The organism is Morganella morganii, assembly GCF_019242955.1.
GTDB classification, from domain to species: domain Bacteria; phylum Pseudomonadota; class Gammaproteobacteria; order Enterobacterales; family Enterobacteriaceae; genus Morganella; species Morganella sibonii.
This window is the reverse complement of record NZ_CP066129.1, coordinates 1,760,663-1,777,817: the sequence shown is the minus strand read 5'-3', so window position 1 is coordinate 1,777,817 and position 17,155 is coordinate 1,760,663. Positions and strand designations below refer to the sequence as shown.

At 45.1% G+C, this 17,155-nt stretch carries 27 protein-coding genes; all 27 read right to left on the bottom strand.

Translation table 11 applies throughout. The features are described from left to right. Window positions 1–14 precede the first annotated feature (14 nt). The 27 genes from JC793_RS08190 to JC793_RS08070 all read right to left on the bottom strand — a co-directional run bounded on the left by JC793_RS08190 (window position 15) and on the right by JC793_RS08070 (window position 17,018). On the bottom strand, window positions 15–707 hold the full coding sequence (locus JC793_RS08190; protein ID WP_052926042.1) for a DUF6246 family protein: 693 nt from the start codon (window positions 705–707) through the stop codon (window positions 15–17). Between the two features lie 50 nt (window positions 708–757). Beyond that, window positions 758–1,513: an Ig-like domain-containing protein gene (locus tag JC793_RS08185; RefSeq protein WP_052926041.1), complete on the bottom strand. Its 756-nt coding sequence runs from the start codon at window positions 1,511–1,513 to the stop codon at window positions 758–760. A gap of 64 nt (window positions 1,514–1,577) precedes the next feature. Beyond that, window positions 1,578–1,949 (bottom strand): phage tail termination protein, encoded by a 372-nt coding sequence (locus tag JC793_RS08180; protein WP_052926040.1) that lies wholly within the window; start codon window positions 1,947–1,949, stop codon window positions 1,578–1,580. Continuing rightward, on the bottom strand, window positions 1,946–2,314 hold the full coding sequence (locus tag JC793_RS08175; RefSeq protein ID WP_052926039.1) for a hypothetical protein: 369 nt from the start codon (window positions 2,312–2,314) through the stop codon (window positions 1,946–1,948). Before JC793_RS08175 ends, JC793_RS08180 begins: the two co-directional genes overlap by 4 nt. Before the next feature lies 1 nt (window position 2,315). Beyond that, entirely contained in the window at window positions 2,316–2,657 is a 342-nt protein-coding gene (locus tag JC793_RS08170; RefSeq protein ID WP_052926038.1) for a hypothetical protein, read from the bottom strand. A 1-nt stretch (window position 2,658) separates the two neighbouring features. Next, window positions 2,659–3,036, bottom strand: a complete 378-nt coding sequence (locus JC793_RS08165; protein WP_004242363.1) for a DUF7370 family protein — start codon at window positions 3,034–3,036, stop codon at window positions 2,659–2,661. Window positions 3,037–3,060: 24 nt separating this feature from the next. Continuing rightward, on the bottom strand, window positions 3,061–4,041 hold the full coding sequence (locus JC793_RS08160; protein WP_052926037.1) for a major capsid protein: 981 nt from the start codon (window positions 4,039–4,041) through the stop codon (window positions 3,061–3,063). Window positions 4,042–4,046: 5 nt separating this feature from the next. Continuing rightward, a complete protein-coding gene (locus JC793_RS08155; protein ID WP_052926036.1) occupies window positions 4,047–4,733 on the bottom strand; it encodes a hypothetical protein in 687 nt (228 codons plus the stop codon). Between the two features lie 65 nt (window positions 4,734–4,798). After that, entirely contained in the window at window positions 4,799–5,860 is a 1,062-nt protein-coding gene (locus JC793_RS08150; protein ID WP_052926035.1) for a phage minor head protein, read from the bottom strand. 3 nt (window positions 5,861–5,863) lie between these two features. Further along, on the bottom strand, window positions 5,864–7,243 hold the full coding sequence (locus JC793_RS08145; RefSeq protein WP_054425002.1) for a DUF4055 domain-containing protein: 1,380 nt from the start codon (window positions 7,241–7,243) through the stop codon (window positions 5,864–5,866). Window position 7,244: 1 nt separating this feature from the next. Continuing rightward, entirely contained in the window at window positions 7,245–8,729 is a 1,485-nt protein-coding gene (locus tag JC793_RS08140; protein ID WP_052926033.1) for a terminase large subunit, read from the bottom strand. A gap of 1 nt (window position 8,730) precedes the next feature. Next, window positions 8,731–9,258: a terminase small subunit gene (locus tag JC793_RS08135; protein ID WP_048822290.1), complete on the bottom strand. Its 528-nt coding sequence runs from the start codon at window positions 9,256–9,258 to the stop codon at window positions 8,731–8,733. Window positions 9,259–9,260: 2 nt separating this feature from the next. Beyond that, window positions 9,261–9,458, bottom strand: a complete 198-nt coding sequence (locus tag JC793_RS08130) for a hypothetical protein (protein WP_036414521.1) — start codon at window positions 9,456–9,458, stop codon at window positions 9,261–9,263. Window positions 9,459–9,727: 269 nt separating this feature from the next. Next, on the bottom strand, window positions 9,728–10,243 hold the full coding sequence (locus JC793_RS08125; protein ID WP_036414519.1) for a lipocalin family protein: 516 nt from the start codon (window positions 10,241–10,243) through the stop codon (window positions 9,728–9,730). A gap of 382 nt (window positions 10,244–10,625) precedes the next feature. After that, window positions 10,626–10,898 carry a helix-turn-helix domain-containing protein gene (locus tag JC793_RS08120; RefSeq protein WP_218428123.1) on the bottom strand — a complete coding sequence of 91 codons (273 nt, stop codon included), beginning with the start codon at window positions 10,896–10,898 and terminating at the stop codon, window positions 10,626–10,628. A gap of 305 nt (window positions 10,899–11,203) precedes the next feature. Then, the gene (gene lysC / locus JC793_RS19815) at window positions 11,204–11,428 is read right to left on the bottom strand and encodes an Rz1-like lysis system protein LysC (protein WP_421533417.1); all 225 of its coding nucleotides are present in this window, start codon (window positions 11,426–11,428) and stop codon (window positions 11,204–11,206) included. Further along, on the bottom strand, window positions 11,346–11,723 hold the full coding sequence (locus tag JC793_RS08115) for a hypothetical protein (protein ID WP_052400349.1): 378 nt from the start codon (window positions 11,721–11,723) through the stop codon (window positions 11,346–11,348). Before JC793_RS08115 ends, lysC begins: the two co-directional genes overlap by 83 nt. Next, on the bottom strand, window positions 11,720–11,878 hold the full coding sequence (locus JC793_RS08110; RefSeq protein ID WP_171819744.1) for a hypothetical protein: 159 nt from the start codon (window positions 11,876–11,878) through the stop codon (window positions 11,720–11,722). Before JC793_RS08110 ends, JC793_RS08115 begins: the two co-directional genes overlap by 4 nt. Continuing rightward, window positions 11,860–12,336: a lysozyme gene (locus JC793_RS08105; RefSeq protein WP_052926032.1), complete on the bottom strand. Its 477-nt coding sequence runs from the start codon at window positions 12,334–12,336 to the stop codon at window positions 11,860–11,862. The genes JC793_RS08110 and JC793_RS08105 overlap by 19 nt, the downstream gene beginning before the upstream one ends. Continuing rightward, on the bottom strand, window positions 12,329–12,520 hold the full coding sequence (locus JC793_RS08100) for a phage holin family protein (protein WP_004238694.1): 192 nt from the start codon (window positions 12,518–12,520) through the stop codon (window positions 12,329–12,331). Before JC793_RS08100 ends, JC793_RS08105 begins: the two co-directional genes overlap by 8 nt. Before the next feature lie 482 nt (window positions 12,521–13,002). Next, complete coding sequence (locus JC793_RS08095) at window positions 13,003–13,209, bottom strand: hypothetical protein (protein ID WP_036414512.1); 207 nt, start codon at window positions 13,207–13,209, stop codon at window positions 13,003–13,005. Between the two features lie 168 nt (window positions 13,210–13,377). Beyond that, the gene (locus tag JC793_RS08090; RefSeq protein ID WP_087825463.1) at window positions 13,378–13,530 is read right to left on the bottom strand and encodes an MbeCy; all 153 of its coding nucleotides are present in this window, start codon (window positions 13,528–13,530) and stop codon (window positions 13,378–13,380) included. A 605-nt stretch (window positions 13,531–14,135) separates the two neighbouring features. Further along, a complete protein-coding gene (gene psiE, locus JC793_RS08085; protein ID WP_036414510.1) occupies window positions 14,136–14,570 on the bottom strand; it encodes a phosphate-starvation-inducible protein PsiE in 435 nt (144 codons plus the stop codon). A 268-nt stretch (window positions 14,571–14,838) separates the two neighbouring features. Next, window positions 14,839–15,768, bottom strand: coding sequence for an LpxL/LpxP family Kdo(2)-lipid IV(A) lauroyl/palmitoleoyl acyltransferase (lpxL, locus tag JC793_RS08080; protein WP_036414508.1), 930 nt, complete (start codon window positions 15,766–15,768; stop codon window positions 14,839–14,841). 75 nt (window positions 15,769–15,843) lie between these two features. Beyond that, on the bottom strand, window positions 15,844–15,984 hold the full coding sequence (gene ymcF, locus JC793_RS19540; protein ID WP_223302381.1) for a cold shock small protein YmcF: 141 nt from the start codon (window positions 15,982–15,984) through the stop codon (window positions 15,844–15,846). Window positions 15,985–15,993: 9 nt separating this feature from the next. Beyond that, window positions 15,994–16,206, bottom strand: a complete 213-nt coding sequence (gene cspE, locus JC793_RS08075; RefSeq protein WP_046024440.1) for a transcription antiterminator/RNA stability regulator CspE — start codon at window positions 16,204–16,206, stop codon at window positions 15,994–15,996. 374 nt (window positions 16,207–16,580) lie between these two features. After that, on the bottom strand, window positions 16,581–17,018 hold the full coding sequence (locus tag JC793_RS08070; protein WP_048822286.1) for an antiterminator Q family protein: 438 nt from the start codon (window positions 17,016–17,018) through the stop codon (window positions 16,581–16,583). Between the last annotated feature and the right edge of the window lie 137 nt (window positions 17,019–17,155).

Genomic DNA, 17,155 nt, shown 5'->3' with positions numbered 1-17,155 from the left:
AAATGGCGGATATGTTAAACTGTCTTCCTGCTCACCAACCGGCGCTTGCCCTTAATCAGGTCATCGTTACGGACATCATCGGCCTTGGTGATAGCCTCATACTCATCTGCTGTGAAGCCTTTCTCATCCGGATATTTCGCTTTCAGCATCATCACGAACTCAGTCATCGTGAGTTGCTCCGCTTCACTGCGAGTGATGTTGAAATGCACACGGGCGGCACTGATGTAATCGACGGCGTGGAACTCGTCGGAGTATTCGTCTTTACCTTCGTTGCGCTGGAGTTTTCGCACCTTAGCTTTACCGATAATGCCGTGGGTCATTAGCTCGCGCGCCAGCAGGATGATATCGCGATAATGCATAGCGCCGCGCCGGTACACCATGCCGGATTTGCCAACCCGCCATTCACCGATAACCTCAGAACAGTCATCGTTACAACATGCCTGCATCACGTCCATTGCTGTCGATAAAATGCTGCGCCCGTAAACCGGTTTATTTAACAGTGCAATCAGCCATTCAGGAACCACTCCGTAAGCGTCTACAGCAGACGCTATAATTTGTTGTACCTCTGCGCCATTTAATTGCGTAAACGCACTCACAATCTCTTTAGGCTCACCGATTCGCGTCATGGCATCCAGCGACGGGCGGAACAGGTAATCATTTTCGGCAGTGGATATCACCATCTCGCCGTATTCTAAACGCGGTGTCATATATCCTCCTGAACATTATCAAGGGCACCCGGAGATACCCTTTGTAATATTTAGGCCGCAGTGACTGTAACGACACATTTCGCCGCCTTACTGCCATCTTCCGATGTGACTGTAATATTCGCGGTACCGGCGGCGACACCGGTGACAGTGACAACATTCAGTAGCTTACTGACGGTAGCGAAGTTAGGCTTATCGCTGACCACTTCGTAATTTTTGTTTGTCGCGTCAACAGGATTAAATCCGACCGTGAATGTTGCAGTTTCACCAGCTTTCACAGTCAGTGTCGCGGGGTTGGCTGCGATGCTCTGAACCACGATTTCTTCCTGCAGCCATTCAAAGCTGTCAGCGTCTGCGACTTTCAGTTCACCGGAATACGTGGAGATTTCTTTGGTCGGGAACTCCATAGACCATGATGTGAAGTTCATGTAACTCTGAATCACATCACTACCATCGCCTTTCATGTCAAGCTGCACCCAATATGACGGCTGACGGCTGGCCTTGACTTCAGCAAGGATTTCTTTGGCGATATCAAAAGCAGACGTGGAACCATCAGCACCTTTGCGCTTCAGTTCACCATCAAACTTAATGGTTAAATCCAGACCGGTCACGATGGCCTCAGTCAGGCCTTTCGTGTCATCAGCCTTGGATGTAACTGTTTCAGTTCCGTAATCCACGCTTTTGCTGGTCAGTGCGCCGAGACGCAGAAATGCGGACTGTTCAGGAGCCGTACCGGGGCAACCGGACGCGATGCGGAGAATTCCCGCATTACCCATCACCAGGCCTTTATCATCAGGGCATTGTGCCATGTTGTAACCTCTTTATTTGCAAATAAAAAAGGCCGCCGAAGCGACCTGTTTGAAGTGTGTTTGTTTATGATGTGCAGCGGAAGGTCAGGGGAATCCAATACCTCCCCTCTGCCGTCTGAACCGGATTCACGAACCCGGAAATATTGATAATGAAATTCAAGCCATGAGACTGAGCATGGCACCTGACATAATCAAGTATTTCATAGGCTCTCTGAGCGACGAATTCAACCCAGCCCTTGCCAGAAATTAACGACACAGTGAAAAAATCATCACCACCAAGATCATTGATTCTTCCGGTTCCGTCCCGCTGCTGAAAAACCATGTACGCATCCAGGTCGTGTCCGCCGGATTCTGACCATTCATAGTCCTGAATGATAAAACCGTCAGACAGCCCCGACTCGGAAAAATAACGCTTAACCTGCTCAATGGTGGTCATATGCGCATTTCCTCCGCGACAGCCTGGTCAATCATCTGCTGTGTTTCCTCAAAGCCTTTAGTGAGGAATTCTTTCTTCGCTGTCGGTCTGCGGAAGCTCTGCTTCACATTCGGGTCGTGAACGAAAACAGCATAGGATGCTGAGTAACCCACACGCCCGGTAAACAACGTTCCTTTCACCTCCACATCACGGAACTGAGAGTTGATCAGTGTCTTTGTATCAATCGGTGTGTATACCGCAGCCTGTCTGCCGCCGATATCCAGCGCACGATGCATGGCCCTGCTGACTTTCTTTGACGTGATATTACCGACCAGCGCATTAAGGTCAGCAACAGCACGGTTAATACCGATTACTTTTGCTCCCATGTCACACCGCCGTTGTTAGAGTGTAGTCATCTTTGCCGCCGTCAATATCGCGGTCACGATCAACAGCTTTGATCCTGCTGGCTCCGGCCACGAACGGATCTTGTCCGTCATGCTTGCCGATAGAGATGTAATCATCTTGTGTGGCTTCGCTGTATTCCGTCCAGATGACATTTTTGATGACAATTTCAGTGCCTACCGTTTTTGTTCCGTCACTCATCCTGCTTCCGTAGTCACACCGGATATGAATGGGCTCTGAAAATTTCGGCTTGCCGTAACTGTCTTTGCCTTCAATCTTCCAGATAGTTGCCCATCCCTTGCAAAACCGGCGAAGGATTTTACCCATATCACCCCCGGTTCACGTCAAACTGAATAATGCTGACCGGCCGGTCAATAGGCAGGTTATCTGTGCATCCGGCGGTATCCAGTGCGGATAACAATTTCAGCAACGATTTTCTGCCGTCAGCAAAATACTGGTACGAAACTGAAGCACCGGACGGTGCATGTTCTGATGCAATTTTACGGACATCAGCCGCAGACAGGATGAGGATGACGGAATACACCTTGATAAGCGTCATCACCGCATCCGTATACCCCGCCTTATCAAGGCATCCGTCAATGCTGTCCACTACAGATAATGCGGCGGCAACCGCAAAATCAGGAGCCTCAAACCCCATCATTTCCAGTTGCTCGCCTATCTGCTCCGGACTGATTTGTACTGCCATATCACCTCCGGATTATTACTGCGATTACTTCGCAGATTTAGCAGCCTTACCGACTGCATCAGCATCTTTACCGAATGTCACCATAACCCCGGCAGTGTCTTTGATGCTTGCAGCAATTTGTTTCCAGTTATCAGTTGCGGCTACCTGTTCGTTAGTCGGTGACTTGATACTGTCCTTCGCCCACTGATAACCACGCAAACCGATGGTGAAATCATATTCCCCCTGCATCAGAGCCTTAATGTTTTCCTGTCCGAGAACGTCCTGCGCTTTCATGATCAGCGGTGAGGTCTGTACAGCCGCTGCACCGGTAACCAGACCGAGTGAATGCTGCTTATTACCTTCAGACAGAGACGGAATATCAGAAATTACAAAACGACGCCCGAATCCGTCCTGCTTGATGGCCACGTTACCAATCTGGAACAGGTTACTGGAGTTGGTTAGTGTTTCGTCCATAAAGTCATTGAACGTTGCACCGTCCATCAGCCAGGCGATAATACGGGAATACGCATCACCAAACGGGCGGGTGCCTTTGTTTAGCCCGCGCAGTGATGGTGCGCTTCCTGCTGCTGTCAGATCAGTAACTGCCGCAGCGTTGCCGGAGATTGCCGCTTTCAGTGCCGCACCTGCAGTGTTCAGATAATCCTGCAGCATCGCTTCTGCTGCCTGAGCAGACACCACCGCTGCCGCTTCTGCTACGTCTTTACCCAGGCGCTTCATCATCGTCGGAGTGACAGATACCGGCCCGATACGACCATCGACCTTAATCATCCGGTCGAGAATTTGCCCTAACTCCTGCGGTGTAAGATTACCTGATCCGTATGCATTACGACGCTGTGCCAGACCACCAAGTAACTGCCATGATGTCTGCTCGATGTAATCACCAATATGGTCACCATCACCGAAAACCAGCGCACCGCCGGATGCTTCATTAAACTGCTGTACTGCCTGAGCCACCAGCTCTGTCGCTGCCAGAGATACCTGGTGCTGAAAAATATGCAATGTCATAAATCTTATGCCTCTGTATTTTTTGCAATGATTTCACGTGCGCGATCCACCAATGGATTCACACTTTTGGGTTTATCACTGCCTCCGGCAGGTGATTTGTCTTTGCCTCCGTCACCCCTGGTTCCGGTTGCCTTACTGCCGATAATGACCGGCGCAAATAACTGATTATTTCTGAATTCTTTTTCCAGCTCATCGATAGTCAGAGCTGATAGTTGCCCAGTTGCGTCCACCACGCGGGTTTTACCATCTTCAACGGCAAGGCGTGATTTGATATGCGGCACAATCAGAGCAGCACTGTCACCCGCAAGTTTTGTCGCCAGCGACTGCGCGACGTTATCAACCAAAAGTTTTTGCAGGCTGGCATCTTTTTCCTGTAACTGTGTCAGTAACTCTTTTTCGCGGATGTTGAGTTTTTCAGCCCAGCTCTTTTCCAGTGATTCGATATCACCGTTTTTACGGGCCTGTTCTTCTGCAGCTTTCTTTGCGGCTTCTTCAGCCTGACGGCGCTTTTCCTGTTCTGATTTCTTCTCAGATAACAGTTCATCGACTTTCTTCTGAAGACCGGACACATCCGGGATGTCAGGCATGCCGTCAATCTGGATTTGGTATCCGTCACCGGCTTCTTTGTACATGGCCTTATGCTCTTCAGTCAGCACGTCAAATTCTTCTTTGGTTAATTTCCACTTAAACATCGTCAACCTCTGGTTTTGATGGTGTAGTCACTGACTACAGGTAATAAAAAACCCGCCGGAGCGGGTCATTTGAGTTCGATATCGGCCTTTCTGAAGGCATCGGGTATGATTTTCTGAAGTTCCTTCAGTGTTATTGGTCTGAAGTATTTATCGAGTTGTAATTTTGCGAATCGTTCCGGTGATAACCCGCCGTCACGGAATAACTGTGCCCTGGTCTTACCAAGCACAATGTTCTGCCTGTTCGCTGGCTGGCGGTAAAGCCACTCATAATAAGTTTCTTCGCCCCATTCAGAATTACCGACCGGCTCTGTGACAAACAAGTCTGCATATTTTTCATCAAGCACCGGGAGCAAGCGACTACGGCAGTTAGGGTGAAGCGGAGGCCTCGGTCCTTTACCAAGCGGATAACAGCGGCCGGACAGAGAACGGCACACTGCCGATGTTTTGTTATCCAGTATTGCACTGAATTCCTCATACTTAATCAGGTCAGAATTCTCTTTATAGAAATCCGTCGCCGCCACACTGTGAGCATGTTGTAATGTCGTTCTGGCAACAGTCTGAAATCCCCTGACCACCCTGCCAACCACTGCCGCTGCGATTATCAGCGGTTCCGCTGAGGTTCCGTTAATAGCCGATTGCAGGTCAGCCACACCCCCGCCTGACGACAACGATATCACCACCTGATTCTCTATCTGCTGCATGGCTGTATCGGCCCACGACTCAATGAATTTGGCGAGAAACAGGGAGCTGTTCCATCCCGTCAGAGAGAGCGGTATGTTTTGCACATCTCTGCGCACCTTGTCAGCATCAGCCGGATTAACGTTTTTTACCAGTGAGTTAAACCCGTGATATTCAGCGTCTGCCATCACAACAGCGGCGTTGATAATGTCATCAAGTAACCTGTCAGAATAACCGGAAAGAACTGGCTTCAGCGTTTTTCTCAGCGCCAGCGCAATTGATTTCGCTCTGCTGACTGAGGAAACACTACCGGAATATCCGGATAATGCAGATGCTACAGCAGCGCGAATATCTGACACCAGTTCACGTGTGTCAGCAGTTGATGATTTGAGCCTTTCCAGCATAATCTGAATCATCAGTGCATTATCAAAAATGAGACCCGGCCGCATATTTTATACTCCCAGCATATTTGTACCTCTGATCAACTCCAGCTCTTCAGCTACATCCTCCGGTTTCTCATCCTGCGGGACAAGGTTCGCCCCCTGCATATACCGGATAAAATCTACAATCCGCATATTGCCGGACTGCACAGATGCCAGAAGTGCAGTAATTGCTGCCGAATCAAACTGCGCAATCTCGTATGTCTTATTGAGTTCAACAGAAGCTTCTCCAGCTCCGGCAAACTGAATACAGAAAGCCAGCGCACGATTAAAAGCCTGCTCAACATTACCGGCGCTCAACGATAAAACAGAGTTATCCGTCTGTGCTTCATCCAGTGCCTGTGTTGCTGTTCTCGCCGATGAACCTCGCTCAACCAGCTTTGCTCCCAGCATTGCCATCTGCTTTTCCCGGCGCTCTGCCACAATAATCTGCATGGTGCGTTCTTCCGGCTGTGCAAACTTCATCTCGCCACCCTGAGGCAACAACACTCCTTTGCGGGAACCGACTGTGAACCCGCCTGACATGTGGTTTTTCACCCAGTCATCTGTCAGGCCTGACAGCGCAACCATCGGCTGACCGATAGTGTGTGCTGACTCTGCAATATCTGCCTCAATCTGGTAATGCTTTATATTCATATAAGCTATGTCAGCCAGTGGTGGCGCATCAGGAGTATGGTCATTGTTTTTTGACCCAATCCACGACCATGGCAACTCAGAAAGCGGCTTTCCCTGCGCATCAGTAAATTTTATCCACTCGCCAGAGCTGATTTCACTGTCCTTCTGCCACCGCCTTGAGTGTGCCAACCCGTCGATCAGACGTAACTCAATCCAGCGGTCCTGCATTTGCAGTTCAAAATCATCAGACTCAACCGGTTCCTGATATTTCACAACAACTAGTGATGTTTTCCCGCCGGTGACCCGCCAGTTGATAATCTCCTTCGCCGTAAACAACCGGACGTATGGTCTGCCTTTGTCTGCCTCAGTCTGGATACCTGCCCCACTGAAATCACTGAGCAGTCCGGCACGGCCACGCTGCAATACCTGAGACAATGCATCGCGGATCATCTGAGTCAATGGTTGCCCCTGACCATCAATATCAGCTTCAAGACTCTTTGTTCCACCCGATATACTGATTTTTACCGGCTTACTGAATGCAATACCGAGTAATCCGCTTAATGTTCGTCCGGTTGCATTCAGAAACGAAGCACGGAGAAGATATTTTTTGTATCGCTCACCATCATCGTCATCCCGCTTTTTATCTGCGGGGTGCGGCAGGTACTTTTCACCGCGGCTTTTCACTACGCGCTCACCGTCAACGCAGTCCCCGATCATATTCCATTCCGGTAAAAATTCGGTGTATGCCGGATGTTTGTAATCCACGTTTGTATTCATGTCAGTTCCAGTTGAATGTCAGAGACTTTGTCAGACGTTTGGCGTTGCGGCGACTGACCGCAAAATAACGGAATCCGTCAGCATCGTGTGATGTGTAGTCGTGAAGTGGTTTATCTTTCCAGCACCCGCGTTTGTCATCCCATTCTTTCCGGTACGCCTCAAGGTGGGTAATGCCTTCGCCACACTTGTTCTCATCGAATACACAGAGCGGCAGGATTTCGCGCACTGCCTCAATACCCTCATCAACGGATAGCTTCGGCACCACCTCAAAGCGGATGGAGTAGGTTTGCCCGTCAATTTCGTACCCTTCCTGTGCCAGTTCCCGGCGTGATTTCGCGTCTGAACCGAACTCGCGGTTGTCGATATCATGCGGCCCGTTGTGGCTGGCATATTCATAGCCTTTGTCTTTCAGTACTTTCATGTAGTGCCGCAGACCCTCACCGCTGTTTGAGTAGTGATCGATGATGTGAAATTCTTCACCGACTTCACGCACAAACCAGATTGAAGTGGAGTCACCCACACCGATATCCCAGTACGTATGCACCAGCAGATGTGAGTTATCAGGGATTTCGCCAATGCGTTTATTCTCGTACAGCCAGCGGAATTGCTTGGCGTAATACGCACCATCCACAGACTGCTGAAATGCTTCTGAAGATATTGACGGGTATTCCCTCTTCATATCGTCGCCGAGTGTTTTTTCTTTGGCGTAGTACCAGGCTTTCTGCCGGTCGTTGAGCGTAATTCCGTACTTGCCGGATAGCTCAGCAAAATAATCAGACAGGCGTTGCGGAAGTTGCTCAACAGGGTCGATTGCGTACTGCGGATTCTTCCACCAGGAGAAGAAGAAAAACTTCCAGTCCAGCGGAGATAATAATTTGCCCTGCATCTGCGCTTTTTCAGCCAGTTGGCAATAATCGAAGAAATAACCAGCCCGACCCTCTGCCGTGCTTTCAATCGTAGTGAAACATTCCGTTGATACTGCCTCAAACGCACCTGTGACAATCTCACGGGCCTTTTCCGGCTGCCTGGCGCATATCTTTCCGAACTCCGATACATGCAGGTAACGCAGCGTGCCGCCACGAAACGATACCGACACGGTCACCGAGCCGCCTTTGCTGAATACCAGCTCACCGGCAGAGTCATTGCTCGCAGGATTGGCCGCTTTGATTTCATCCGGAAGTCGCTCGTAGGCGTACTTTATCTTCTCCCTGAACAGGCGTTTTGCGTCCGGTAAGGTGTGCGCTATCAGTGCGCACTTAGCTGATTCAAATATGGCCGCGTCAAGCTGGATAATGCAGACCTCAGTCGTGAATCCAAGCTGACGGGCTTTCAGAATGATATTGCGGTTGTGGATGCCTTCGAAATATTCTGTTTGCTCAGGCGTCATTTTGAAGCGAACCGGATGACCTTCTTTATCGATGATCCAGTACAGATTATTCAGACGCCATTGCTTATTACGCAGTAACGCTAAATGCTCTGGCTTCATGTTATTTACTCGATAGTTCGTCCATCAGGTCAGAGAGTGTGCCGACAACATCATGCTCGCTTTTAACCTGCTCTCGGAATGCCTGGACAGATATGTGCTTACCGAGCAATTCAAGGTTCTTCACCTTGTCAGGCCATTTGATTTTTTTTAGGATGCCGACCATTTCCCGATCTTCACCGCGGCCCTCAAACATATCCGCAAGGTCGAAGCCGCTCAGGTAGCGCCGCCATGATGCAGGCCAGTCAGAAACCGGCCTTATACTCATGTCATCGGTCATAATGTCGAGAACATCCATCTGGTCTATTTCAACCAGGCGCCTCAGCACATATTCAGCATCAACCTTAAGTTGCTCACTGCGGCTGCGCATCAGTTCCTGAATCCGTTTTTCGATGTCAGGTTTTGTCAGGTTTTCATTCCCGACACTTCGCGCAGTTTTATCACTGTACCCCGCACGAATAGCCGCCTGTGTAGCGTTCAAATCTACGAGGTACTCACGACAAAACATTTCCTGTTTATCTGTGAGTGCCATAATTATTCCTTGCTCTTTTCCTCAACCACCGGAATGTATCTGATGTCGCTGATTTCATCCGGTGCGGTATATGTCCATGAGCCATCCAGACCAGAAATACCAATCAGTCCGTTAGTAATGCGGGGCTCTTTCGTTGTCGTCAGTCCGTGATATGTCGTACCGTCCTTTTTGGTTGCTGTGGCTTCGTATTTTTCAGTCATGTCCACCTCAGTTGATTGATGTTCACCATTTCTTCCACCACGGCAGGTGTCGCCGCATATGAGGGTGTCTTTATCCCGGTGTTACCGATTATTCTGGATGTCCACACGCTCGCTGTGAGGAGTGGCACTGGTCATGGCTAATGTGGCAGAGGAGATCGGCAGCTCGCAGGTAATAAAAAACCCGCCGGAGCGGGTTGTTGTGTTTTATTTGCTGAAATATTTAATATTCAGTCCATTCAGTATCCCGGGGAATAAACCGGAATATAATCTTATTGAAATATAAGTATTCTTTCTCTGTCAAAACCATGTTCACCGGCAAAGCTGAGATACTCATTTAACAGCTCTGTCGGCATAGCTGGTGTACGTGATAACACCCACAGGTAATCTTTATCGGGGCCAACAACCAGTGAGTACTGATAGTCATCATCAAGCTTAATAATATTGTAACCTCCATAGAAAGGTCCGAAGAAAGATACCTTTAACGCCCCTGTATCAGCTGAGTTAACAAAATAGGCCTTTCCGGTACTCTCTTTCCATTTATTGTTACTCGCATCCCAACCCCTGTTGATAACCTTCACACCACCATCATCACGAAGAGAATAGTTAGCTGTAACTTTGCTTAAGCCTTTTTCAAAACGATTATCTATCCTGGCAATTTCATACCAGTCACCTAAGTAATGAGATAAATCAAAAGGTTTAACCGGGGTTATATCTTTGGGCACTTTGACACTGCATCCATTAAGCAGAAACATACCCAAAAACATAAAAACTGACTTTATCTGCATCATAACCTCATCAAGTTATTAACCAATGAGATACTTTCGCATAAAAAATGTGTTTGTACGATCTATTCACTGTTCCACAGTAGCCATTACTGTCATCTCAATATCGGTGATACATCAGAGGAACAGCAGGAAATTTCCGGCAGATAAAACAATGCCTTTCCCGCCTGATATTACAGTGTCAACCATGGCACTGCGATATACCCTGTTTTTATGCAGTTATATTTTTCGTACAGACTGAAACACCGGGTAATATTTTTATACAAACTAAAACCAGCTCACAATATGTTAAGCTGGCTTTATGGTGTATTCTCACGTTTCAATAAGAATGATATTCATTATTTTTTAGTAATGAATAACATTTATGATTATATTTTTGGCGTAATTAGATTGCTAAAGGCTCCATATATACAAAGGAGCTTTTTACTGATTCTATATAATCATTCTGAGTTTCAGGAAACAGATATTCATAAGACACATGAAATATATTTATTATCTTAAATACAACACTGACATCTATTTTATTAACACCTCGTTCATACCTTGACAACTGTTGCTGTGACACTCCCAGCATTCTGGCTAACATCTTTGTAGTCAAGCCATTACGGTGTCTTAAATCGCGGATGTTCTGGCCTACAATAAAATTAATATCTTTCATTCTGAACCTCCTAATAAACATATATTAAGAGTAAAGCATAATATGCTGACTGACAAACCAAGTCATCAACAAAAAATAGACTATTCGGAATGATTACCCAACAAAGGAAGATATCTCGAGTAAAAAAACCCGAAACTATAATTTAATGACTATCAAAAAGATTAATTAACCTCATTAACCTTAATTATAAACCTCACACCAAGTAATTATACTTGTTTATGTTTCGTTTAACTTTTAGCAGGTATATTCGATTACAGGAGTCGTAAGTATCCCTTCTATTAATCATTTGCCCGGCAATTGCCGGGCTATTTTTTTATCCTCCCCGCTTCAATCTCCCGTATTGCCCTCTTATCGTGATTACAGTTAGCAATATATTTCATGGCATCAGCCAGCAGCTCAACTGCACCACCGAACGTCAGATCATCCGGTATATCTACCTGCTCACAATCAGCGGTCAGTTGTGGCGGAATCGGTATCACCGGTGCGGGTATTAATTCCGGTCGCGTATCTGCGCAACTCACTGACAGCATCAGCGGGAACAGGAGTAACAGCGCATTCACTGCCCTTAAATACTGTTTTGATAACTGTCTTAACTTTGACATGCTCTGTACCCTCGGTCTGTTTGGCTTTGATGTTGTCGAGTGATACGCGGTGATTGGTGACGATGGCTGAAAGCGTGGTGGTGTTTATCACCTGCTGGGCTGACAGTTGTCCGGACAACCTTGTGTTATTCACCTTCAGTTGCTGGTTATCCCGGTAAATGTCATATACCCACCAGACAGCAGCAATAAACAGCGCGGCAATTACCGCTTCTTTCCGGTTCATAACGCTTCACACTTATAATGGATCACACCACCCAGCGGGTTACCCGGCAGAGGCTTACAGTGATTCGGGAGTGAATACAGATAACAACCCGCCAACAGGGCAGTAGTCAGCAGGATGATAGCAATGATGATCAACGTTAAGGGGTTCCGTGGCATACCGCGTTCTCCGTATCCCGCCGGTTAATCAGACCCTGCCACCGCTTACCACCGGAAAATGTCCAGCGCTTCATTTCGTCACACGCACCGGCGATATCACCGGCGTTGAGTTTGCGCAGCATAGTGGAGTGCGAGAACGCGCCGGGGCCGACGTTGTAGACAAATGAATAGATGGCCGCCCGGGTATTGTCATCAATCGGCACTTTGATCATAGGATCAACCGCGCGCCGGACTTTCGTCAGGTCGTCATGCAACAGTGCCTTGCATTCAGCGTCCGTGTACAGCTTGCCGGGCTGAATATCACTGCCGGTATGGCCATAACATACGGTGAGCACTCCGGCCACATCACGATAAGGCATATACTCAACACCTTCATATACGGGGATCAGCACCAGCGCACCGGCAATTGCCCCGGCAGTACAAGCAGCCATTACCTTTTTAACCAATCGCTTATTCATGATGTTCTCCGGCTTTCAGCTGAAATTCCTTTCGTTTGTAATACCAGTTAACCAGGAACGTACCGACGGTACAGATGATCCCGGCAACAATAGCCCACTGATCCAGAGATAAAATGCCAAAGGCAGAGGTTATAAGCCCCCAGGCGTATGCTGTAGGGCTGGAATATTTGTCGGACATGCGCATATCCACCCCTTGCGGAGTGTTCCGTATGTTGAGTGATAGGGAAATCCCGCAACCGGGTTATATGATTTAAACAGGTTAAAGTGAGGTGGCTGCGGCATTATTCGGAATCCCACCAGAGGCGGGAAATCAATAAGAAGAGCACTGTGACCGAATACGGATTAGGTAATGAGCCTGTCGTATTCCTGTGCTCTTATTATTGCCATGAATAAAAAACCGCGTACAACTCTTATGTTAAGTGATAATAAGGTAATTGATGCTGTGGCAATATAAACGAAAAAGGCCGCAAAAGGCGACCTTTGGAATTTAAATAAATATTATACAACCTTTCTTAATCTATATGACGCACTACAATTGTAAATAATACATCTTAGTTATGTTGTTGGTATACACTTATACTTTCCCCGGTTGCTGTTTGCGGTTTTTTTTGTACACAACTAATGCTCTATCCGGTGATTCAACAGAATTGAATATGTGAGCTATCATTATGGTTTTTTATCATCCTGACTCAGGCATAGCGAACATAAAACAACAGGCCCTTTTGCTATAACAACAGCCTGTTGAATAGCTGCATGCTCTCCCCAGAAATATCCGACATACGCTGTACTTTTAGCCTGCTGTAACTTTTGACATGTAATTTTATGTAAAACAAAACTACTATCACTCTCAGTCAACGTTAAATAATAATCCATATACCCCGCCTGTTATTCTTTATACTTATAAAAACAGGAATAACATATTAACAGGGATTTTAAAAATTAAAAAATCTACTGATTCCCTGTCATAAGAATCCAGCCAGACAACTGATCCTGCCACACCATGGATCTGGTACATCTTTTTTTAAACAAAAAAACAGAATATTATGCATTACAGTCCTCTTGTTTATTCAATTCAGCAAGCGCTAATTCTCTCATCCAATCTGAAAGCAGTGGTTTAGTTTTTACCGCATCCATGAGCGCTCTCTCTTTTTTGGTCAGGCGAACAACAATTACTTCTGTTTTCATATTAGGCACAATAATTTCCCTCTGTTAAGAAATAATATTGGCACAAAATAAAAACAGAGATGTCGACTTTACACGTATTTACATAATAAAAAGCCCCACCATAACTGATGAGGCTGAAAAGACTCTGGTGGAGCACCTAGTCTCCCCGTCTTCATCTTTTACTCTTTAAGTATAGCAGATAAAATCAATACGACCCCCAAAAAACAAGATAATCAAATTTTAATTTAAAAATATAATGGCCGTTTTATGGATGGTGATGTTTTGTATCAATTTATTCCTGACATTTACATAACACAAGTAATCTGTGGATAGTTTTACACATACTTCAAATGTGATTTATGCAAAGTAAACAACCATCAACACAATGGCTAACACCAGCAAAGCAGAAACTGATAACCATTGAAATAAACGGAACACTGTATCAAATTGAAACGGGTTAAACATAGATACTCCTCTGGAACATAGTCCCGTGAGTGCCGCTCATTTCTCTGATTCACCGGTAAAGAAGATAACCTTACGGTTGTAAAGTCAGCTCCCAGACTGAGCCAACGGCACGGTATTGACAACACTACTATACCACATCGTCTTGGCACGGATTTTTTATTTACCTGATATTACTCAGCTTCGCAGTTTACCTTTTTTCTTTTAAGAATTGGTTTTTCTGTATTAGCTACATAAAGAGCAAATACTAATATCAGAATTGTAATTGAATACACGATTAATAATGATGGTTGTTTATGTTCGACTACTACCAGCCTGATAACCGCTGTTATTGCTATATATAAAAAATAATGCAGCGGAAAATGATAGTTTGATTGAAAGTACTTGATTATTAATGCAATAAATTCAAAATATAAAAAATATATAATTATCCCATCAACTAATGAATACAGCGACACCGGGTCATTTTTTTTAAATAACAAAGCAGCAAGGATAATTGTTTCTTTTATCAAAAAAACAATCAATATAATTGCCAAAAGTAACAGTGCCGCACTGCTGATCCACTGAAGCAACCGACTTATTAACTTTGATTGGCTCAACCCTGACATGATGGCTCCTGAGGTTTCCCTCTTCAATATCACATCTATTTTTTATAGAATACAAAAATAAAGAACCGAAGGTACGGAACTTGCTAAACGTCAGCTGATATGAAATGTGTTTATACAGTTTACCACATTCTATTTCTTTAACTGTCTTACTTACACGTGATTACAATAAATAATCAACTTCATCAACATGAGTATAAAAACCCGCAATACGAAGTTTTTGTTTATAAGCAATGTGATACAGAGATCATTCAATGACAATCTTTGTAACTTATTTGTACAGAGAATTTTCTCCCGGAGGTCTGGTCTTAAACCTTCTGTGTGCCCACAAGTATTGGTCCGGAGCATGCATGATTTCTGCCTCAATAATCTGATTTAGTTTCTCAGCATCTGCCAGGTCATCTCCACACGGAAAATCAGCAATTTCTTTACCAATTATTAATTCATAAGGCCTCTTACCACTTTCATTATTTCTTATCATCGTTGCAGTAAGTATCGGTGACTTCGATAATTTGGCTATAGCTGCCACTCCTTTTGATGTAGAAGCATTAGCTACCGAAAAAAAAGGGGCGAAGATAGTACCTTTAGTTCCAAAGTCCTGATCCGGAGCAAACCAAATAGCCTGCCCGCGTTTTAGTTCCGATACCATAAACTTCAGATTCTTACGGTCGATCATCCCGCTTCCGGAGCGGCTTCGGCATCTTGTTTGTATATACTCCATTGCTTTATTGTTGTGGGGACGATACATAGCATTTACAGGAAAACACAGCCCCATAACTCTGCCCCCAAGTTCCAGCGACATGGAATGAATACCAATAATTAAAACACCATTATTTTTGTCATATACATCATTAAAGTTATCACAACCCGTTACTCTAAATATTTCATTAATTTTTTTGTCATTCCAGAACCAGGCAATACCGGTTTCAAATAATGCAATCCCTAAAGATGACAGGTTGCTTGCAACCATACTCTCTATCTGGATTTTATTTCTGTCAGGAAAACATAATTCTAAATTTTTTTTAATTATGGATACCCGCCTTTTCAGGAACAAACCAGAAAAACGACCTAACTTATCGCCTAAAAACACAAGCCATGGATAAGGCATCTGAACCAAACAGAAAAGCAACAGGATACCAATCCAGGTTAAAATGTACCTTGGGTGAAGAAGCCTGATAGAAAATTTATTCAGAGAATACATTTTTTCCTGATAAGTAATAATTACTGCATAATAAAAAGGCCTGATAATATTATCAGGCCTTGTAATTTAGTTTTTCTATTGCCTGGACAACAGCATCACCGTTTTACAAAAAATGCATTTTGCACCATGCGGATTTGATGCAGAAACATCAAAGTGCGAAGTCCGGTATTGTGTTCCACTGCAACAGGGGCACTGAAAAAACAGTGCTATTATCATTGGTGCGCCTTAGAGACCCACCACATTTGATGCAGACGGACCTTTTGCCCCGTCTTCAATATTGAAGGTAACATTCTGACCTTCAAATAATGTTTTGAAGCTGTCACTCTGAATCGCAGAGAAGTGAACAAACACATCTTTGCTACCATCTGCCGGAGAGATGAAGCCAAAACCTTTCGATTCGTTAAACCATTTTACTGAACCAGTCATTGTATTAGACATAGAATTTCCTTTAATTTTTTGATTGCCATAAGGCATATGAGGTTTGTTTTTTATTTTTACTTATGGGAATTAATTAGAAGGAATTCGCAATGAAGTGGTATCGAGGATAACGCTAAATGGTGAACGACTTTAAACTGACTAGCATAAATAGGCCTGTACTTCCAAACCAGTGACCCCATTAAGCCACAGATGATCATAAATAGCAAACTTTATTATTTTATCCCTCAGATGTTACGTATCACTACACGTAAATCACGACTGATTTTAACCAATTATCTTATCTGTTTATCAACATAAAAAAACCCCGTAAAAACGGGGTTTCAGTTTGTAATCAATACGACACAGAAATAACTCTGATCACAATAGCGTCTTTTTTACGATCGTACAGCATTAATTTTTAAATCATGTAATTTGTTCATAAATGTCCGCATACCTCCATGATGTGATGTACCGTCCATTTCCAGTTTTACATCTCCCATTATGAGCATTCCTTCCACCAGCCCTTCTGCCTTCTGGAGTTTTTTCCCTATGTGAGTGTCTGAGCACCCGTATTTCTTGGCCAACTGAATAAACGTCTTACCGAAAACATAGTAATCAAAAAGCAGATCATGCATATCGCTGTTGCGGATGTTCAGTTTTGCCATAATGCCGGATATCACCAGTGCATCATTATCAGTACATTGCTGACGACTCTTAACTTTTTCAGGGATCAGCCCTTTAAACCCGGCAGCAATTGGTGACCAATATACTGATTCCTGATTATCAACAACCCAAGCCCCCCACCGTTCTAACACCTGGCGAATATCACGCATACATTACCTCGTTATTTTGCAGGCTATGAGGTTTAATATCTTCCGATAAAACAGAAATGACGCTTCCCGTATAGTTGCCCTGAAGAGTAGTGTTGCTCCAATGTTTCTCTCTCATTGTTCTCACTCCTGTATGCCTT

What these genes read in the sequence shown, in the direction of transcription:
- JC793_RS08190 (WP_052926042.1), bottom strand. Translation starts at nt 707, where the DNA reads ATGACACCGCGTTTAGAATACGGCGAGATGGTGATATCCACTGCCGAA.
- JC793_RS08185 (WP_052926041.1), bottom strand. Translation starts at nt 1,513, where the DNA reads ATGGCACAATGCCCTGATGATAAAGGCCTGGTGATGGGTAATGCGGGA.
- JC793_RS08180 (WP_052926040.1), bottom strand. Translation starts at nt 1,949, where the DNA reads ATGACCACCATTGAGCAGGTTAAGCGTTATTTTTCCGAGTCGGGGCTG.
- JC793_RS08175 (WP_052926039.1), bottom strand. Translation starts at nt 2,314, where the DNA reads ATGGGAGCAAAAGTAATCGGTATTAACCGTGCTGTTGCTGACCTTAAT.
- JC793_RS08170 (WP_052926038.1), bottom strand. Translation starts at nt 2,657, where the DNA reads ATGGGTAAAATCCTTCGCCGGTTTTGCAAGGGATGGGCAACTATCTGG.
- JC793_RS08165 (WP_004242363.1), bottom strand. Translation starts at nt 3,036, where the DNA reads ATGGCAGTACAAATCAGTCCGGAGCAGATAGGCGAGCAACTGGAAATG.
- JC793_RS08160 (WP_052926037.1), bottom strand. Translation starts at nt 4,041, where the DNA reads ATGACATTGCATATTTTTCAGCACCAGGTATCTCTGGCAGCGACAGAG.
- JC793_RS08155 (WP_052926036.1), bottom strand. Translation starts at nt 4,733, where the DNA reads ATGTTTAAGTGGAAATTAACCAAAGAAGAATTTGACGTGCTGACTGAA.
- JC793_RS08150 (WP_052926035.1), bottom strand. Translation starts at nt 5,860, where the DNA reads ATGCGGCCGGGTCTCATTTTTGATAATGCACTGATGATTCAGATTATG.
- JC793_RS08145 (WP_054425002.1), bottom strand. Translation starts at nt 7,243, where the DNA reads ATGAATACAAACGTGGATTACAAACATCCGGCATACACCGAATTTTTA.
- JC793_RS08140 (WP_052926033.1), bottom strand. Translation starts at nt 8,729, where the DNA reads ATGAAGCCAGAGCATTTAGCGTTACTGCGTAATAAGCAATGGCGTCTG.
- JC793_RS08135 (WP_048822290.1), bottom strand. Translation starts at nt 9,258, where the DNA reads ATGGCACTCACAGATAAACAGGAAATGTTTTGTCGTGAGTACCTCGTA.
- JC793_RS08130 (WP_036414521.1), bottom strand. Translation starts at nt 9,458, where the DNA reads ATGACTGAAAAATACGAAGCCACAGCAACCAAAAAGGACGGTACGACA.
- JC793_RS08125 (WP_036414519.1), bottom strand. Translation starts at nt 10,243, where the DNA reads ATGCAGATAAAGTCAGTTTTTATGTTTTTGGGTATGTTTCTGCTTAAT.
- JC793_RS08120 (WP_218428123.1), bottom strand. Translation starts at nt 10,898, where the DNA reads ATGAAAGATATTAATTTTATTGTAGGCCAGAACATCCGCGATTTAAGA.
- lysC (WP_421533417.1), bottom strand. Translation starts at nt 11,428, where the DNA reads ATGCTGTCAGTGAGTTGCGCAGATACGCGACCGGAATTAATACCCGCA.
- JC793_RS08115 (WP_052400349.1), bottom strand. Translation starts at nt 11,723, where the DNA reads ATGAACCGGAAAGAAGCGGTAATTGCCGCGCTGTTTATTGCTGCTGTC.
- JC793_RS08110 (WP_171819744.1), bottom strand. Translation starts at nt 11,878, where the DNA reads ATGCCACGGAACCCCTTAACGTTGATCATCATTGCTATCATCCTGCTG.
- JC793_RS08105 (WP_052926032.1), bottom strand. Translation starts at nt 12,336, where the DNA reads ATGAATAAGCGATTGGTTAAAAAGGTAATGGCTGCTTGTACTGCCGGG.
- JC793_RS08100 (WP_004238694.1), bottom strand. Translation starts at nt 12,520, where the DNA reads ATGCGCATGTCCGACAAATATTCCAGCCCTACAGCATACGCCTGGGGG.
- JC793_RS08095 (WP_036414512.1), bottom strand. Translation starts at nt 13,209, where the DNA reads ATGGATTATTATTTAACGTTGACTGAGAGTGATAGTAGTTTTGTTTTA.
- psiE (WP_036414510.1), bottom strand. Translation starts at nt 14,570, where the DNA reads ATGTCAGGGTTGAGCCAATCAAAGTTAATAAGTCGGTTGCTTCAGTGG.
- lpxL (WP_036414508.1), bottom strand. Translation starts at nt 15,768, where the DNA reads ATGTATTCTCTGAATAAATTTTCTATCAGGCTTCTTCACCCAAGGTAC.
- ymcF (WP_223302381.1), bottom strand. Translation starts at nt 15,984, where the DNA reads ATGATAATAGCACTGTTTTTTCAGTGCCCCTGTTGCAGTGGAACACAA.
- cspE (WP_046024440.1), bottom strand. Translation starts at nt 16,206, where the DNA reads ATGTCTAATACAATGACTGGTTCAGTAAAATGGTTTAACGAATCGAAA.
- JC793_RS08070 (WP_048822286.1), bottom strand. Translation starts at nt 17,018, where the DNA reads ATGCGTGATATTCGCCAGGTGTTAGAACGGTGGGGGGCTTGGGTTGTT.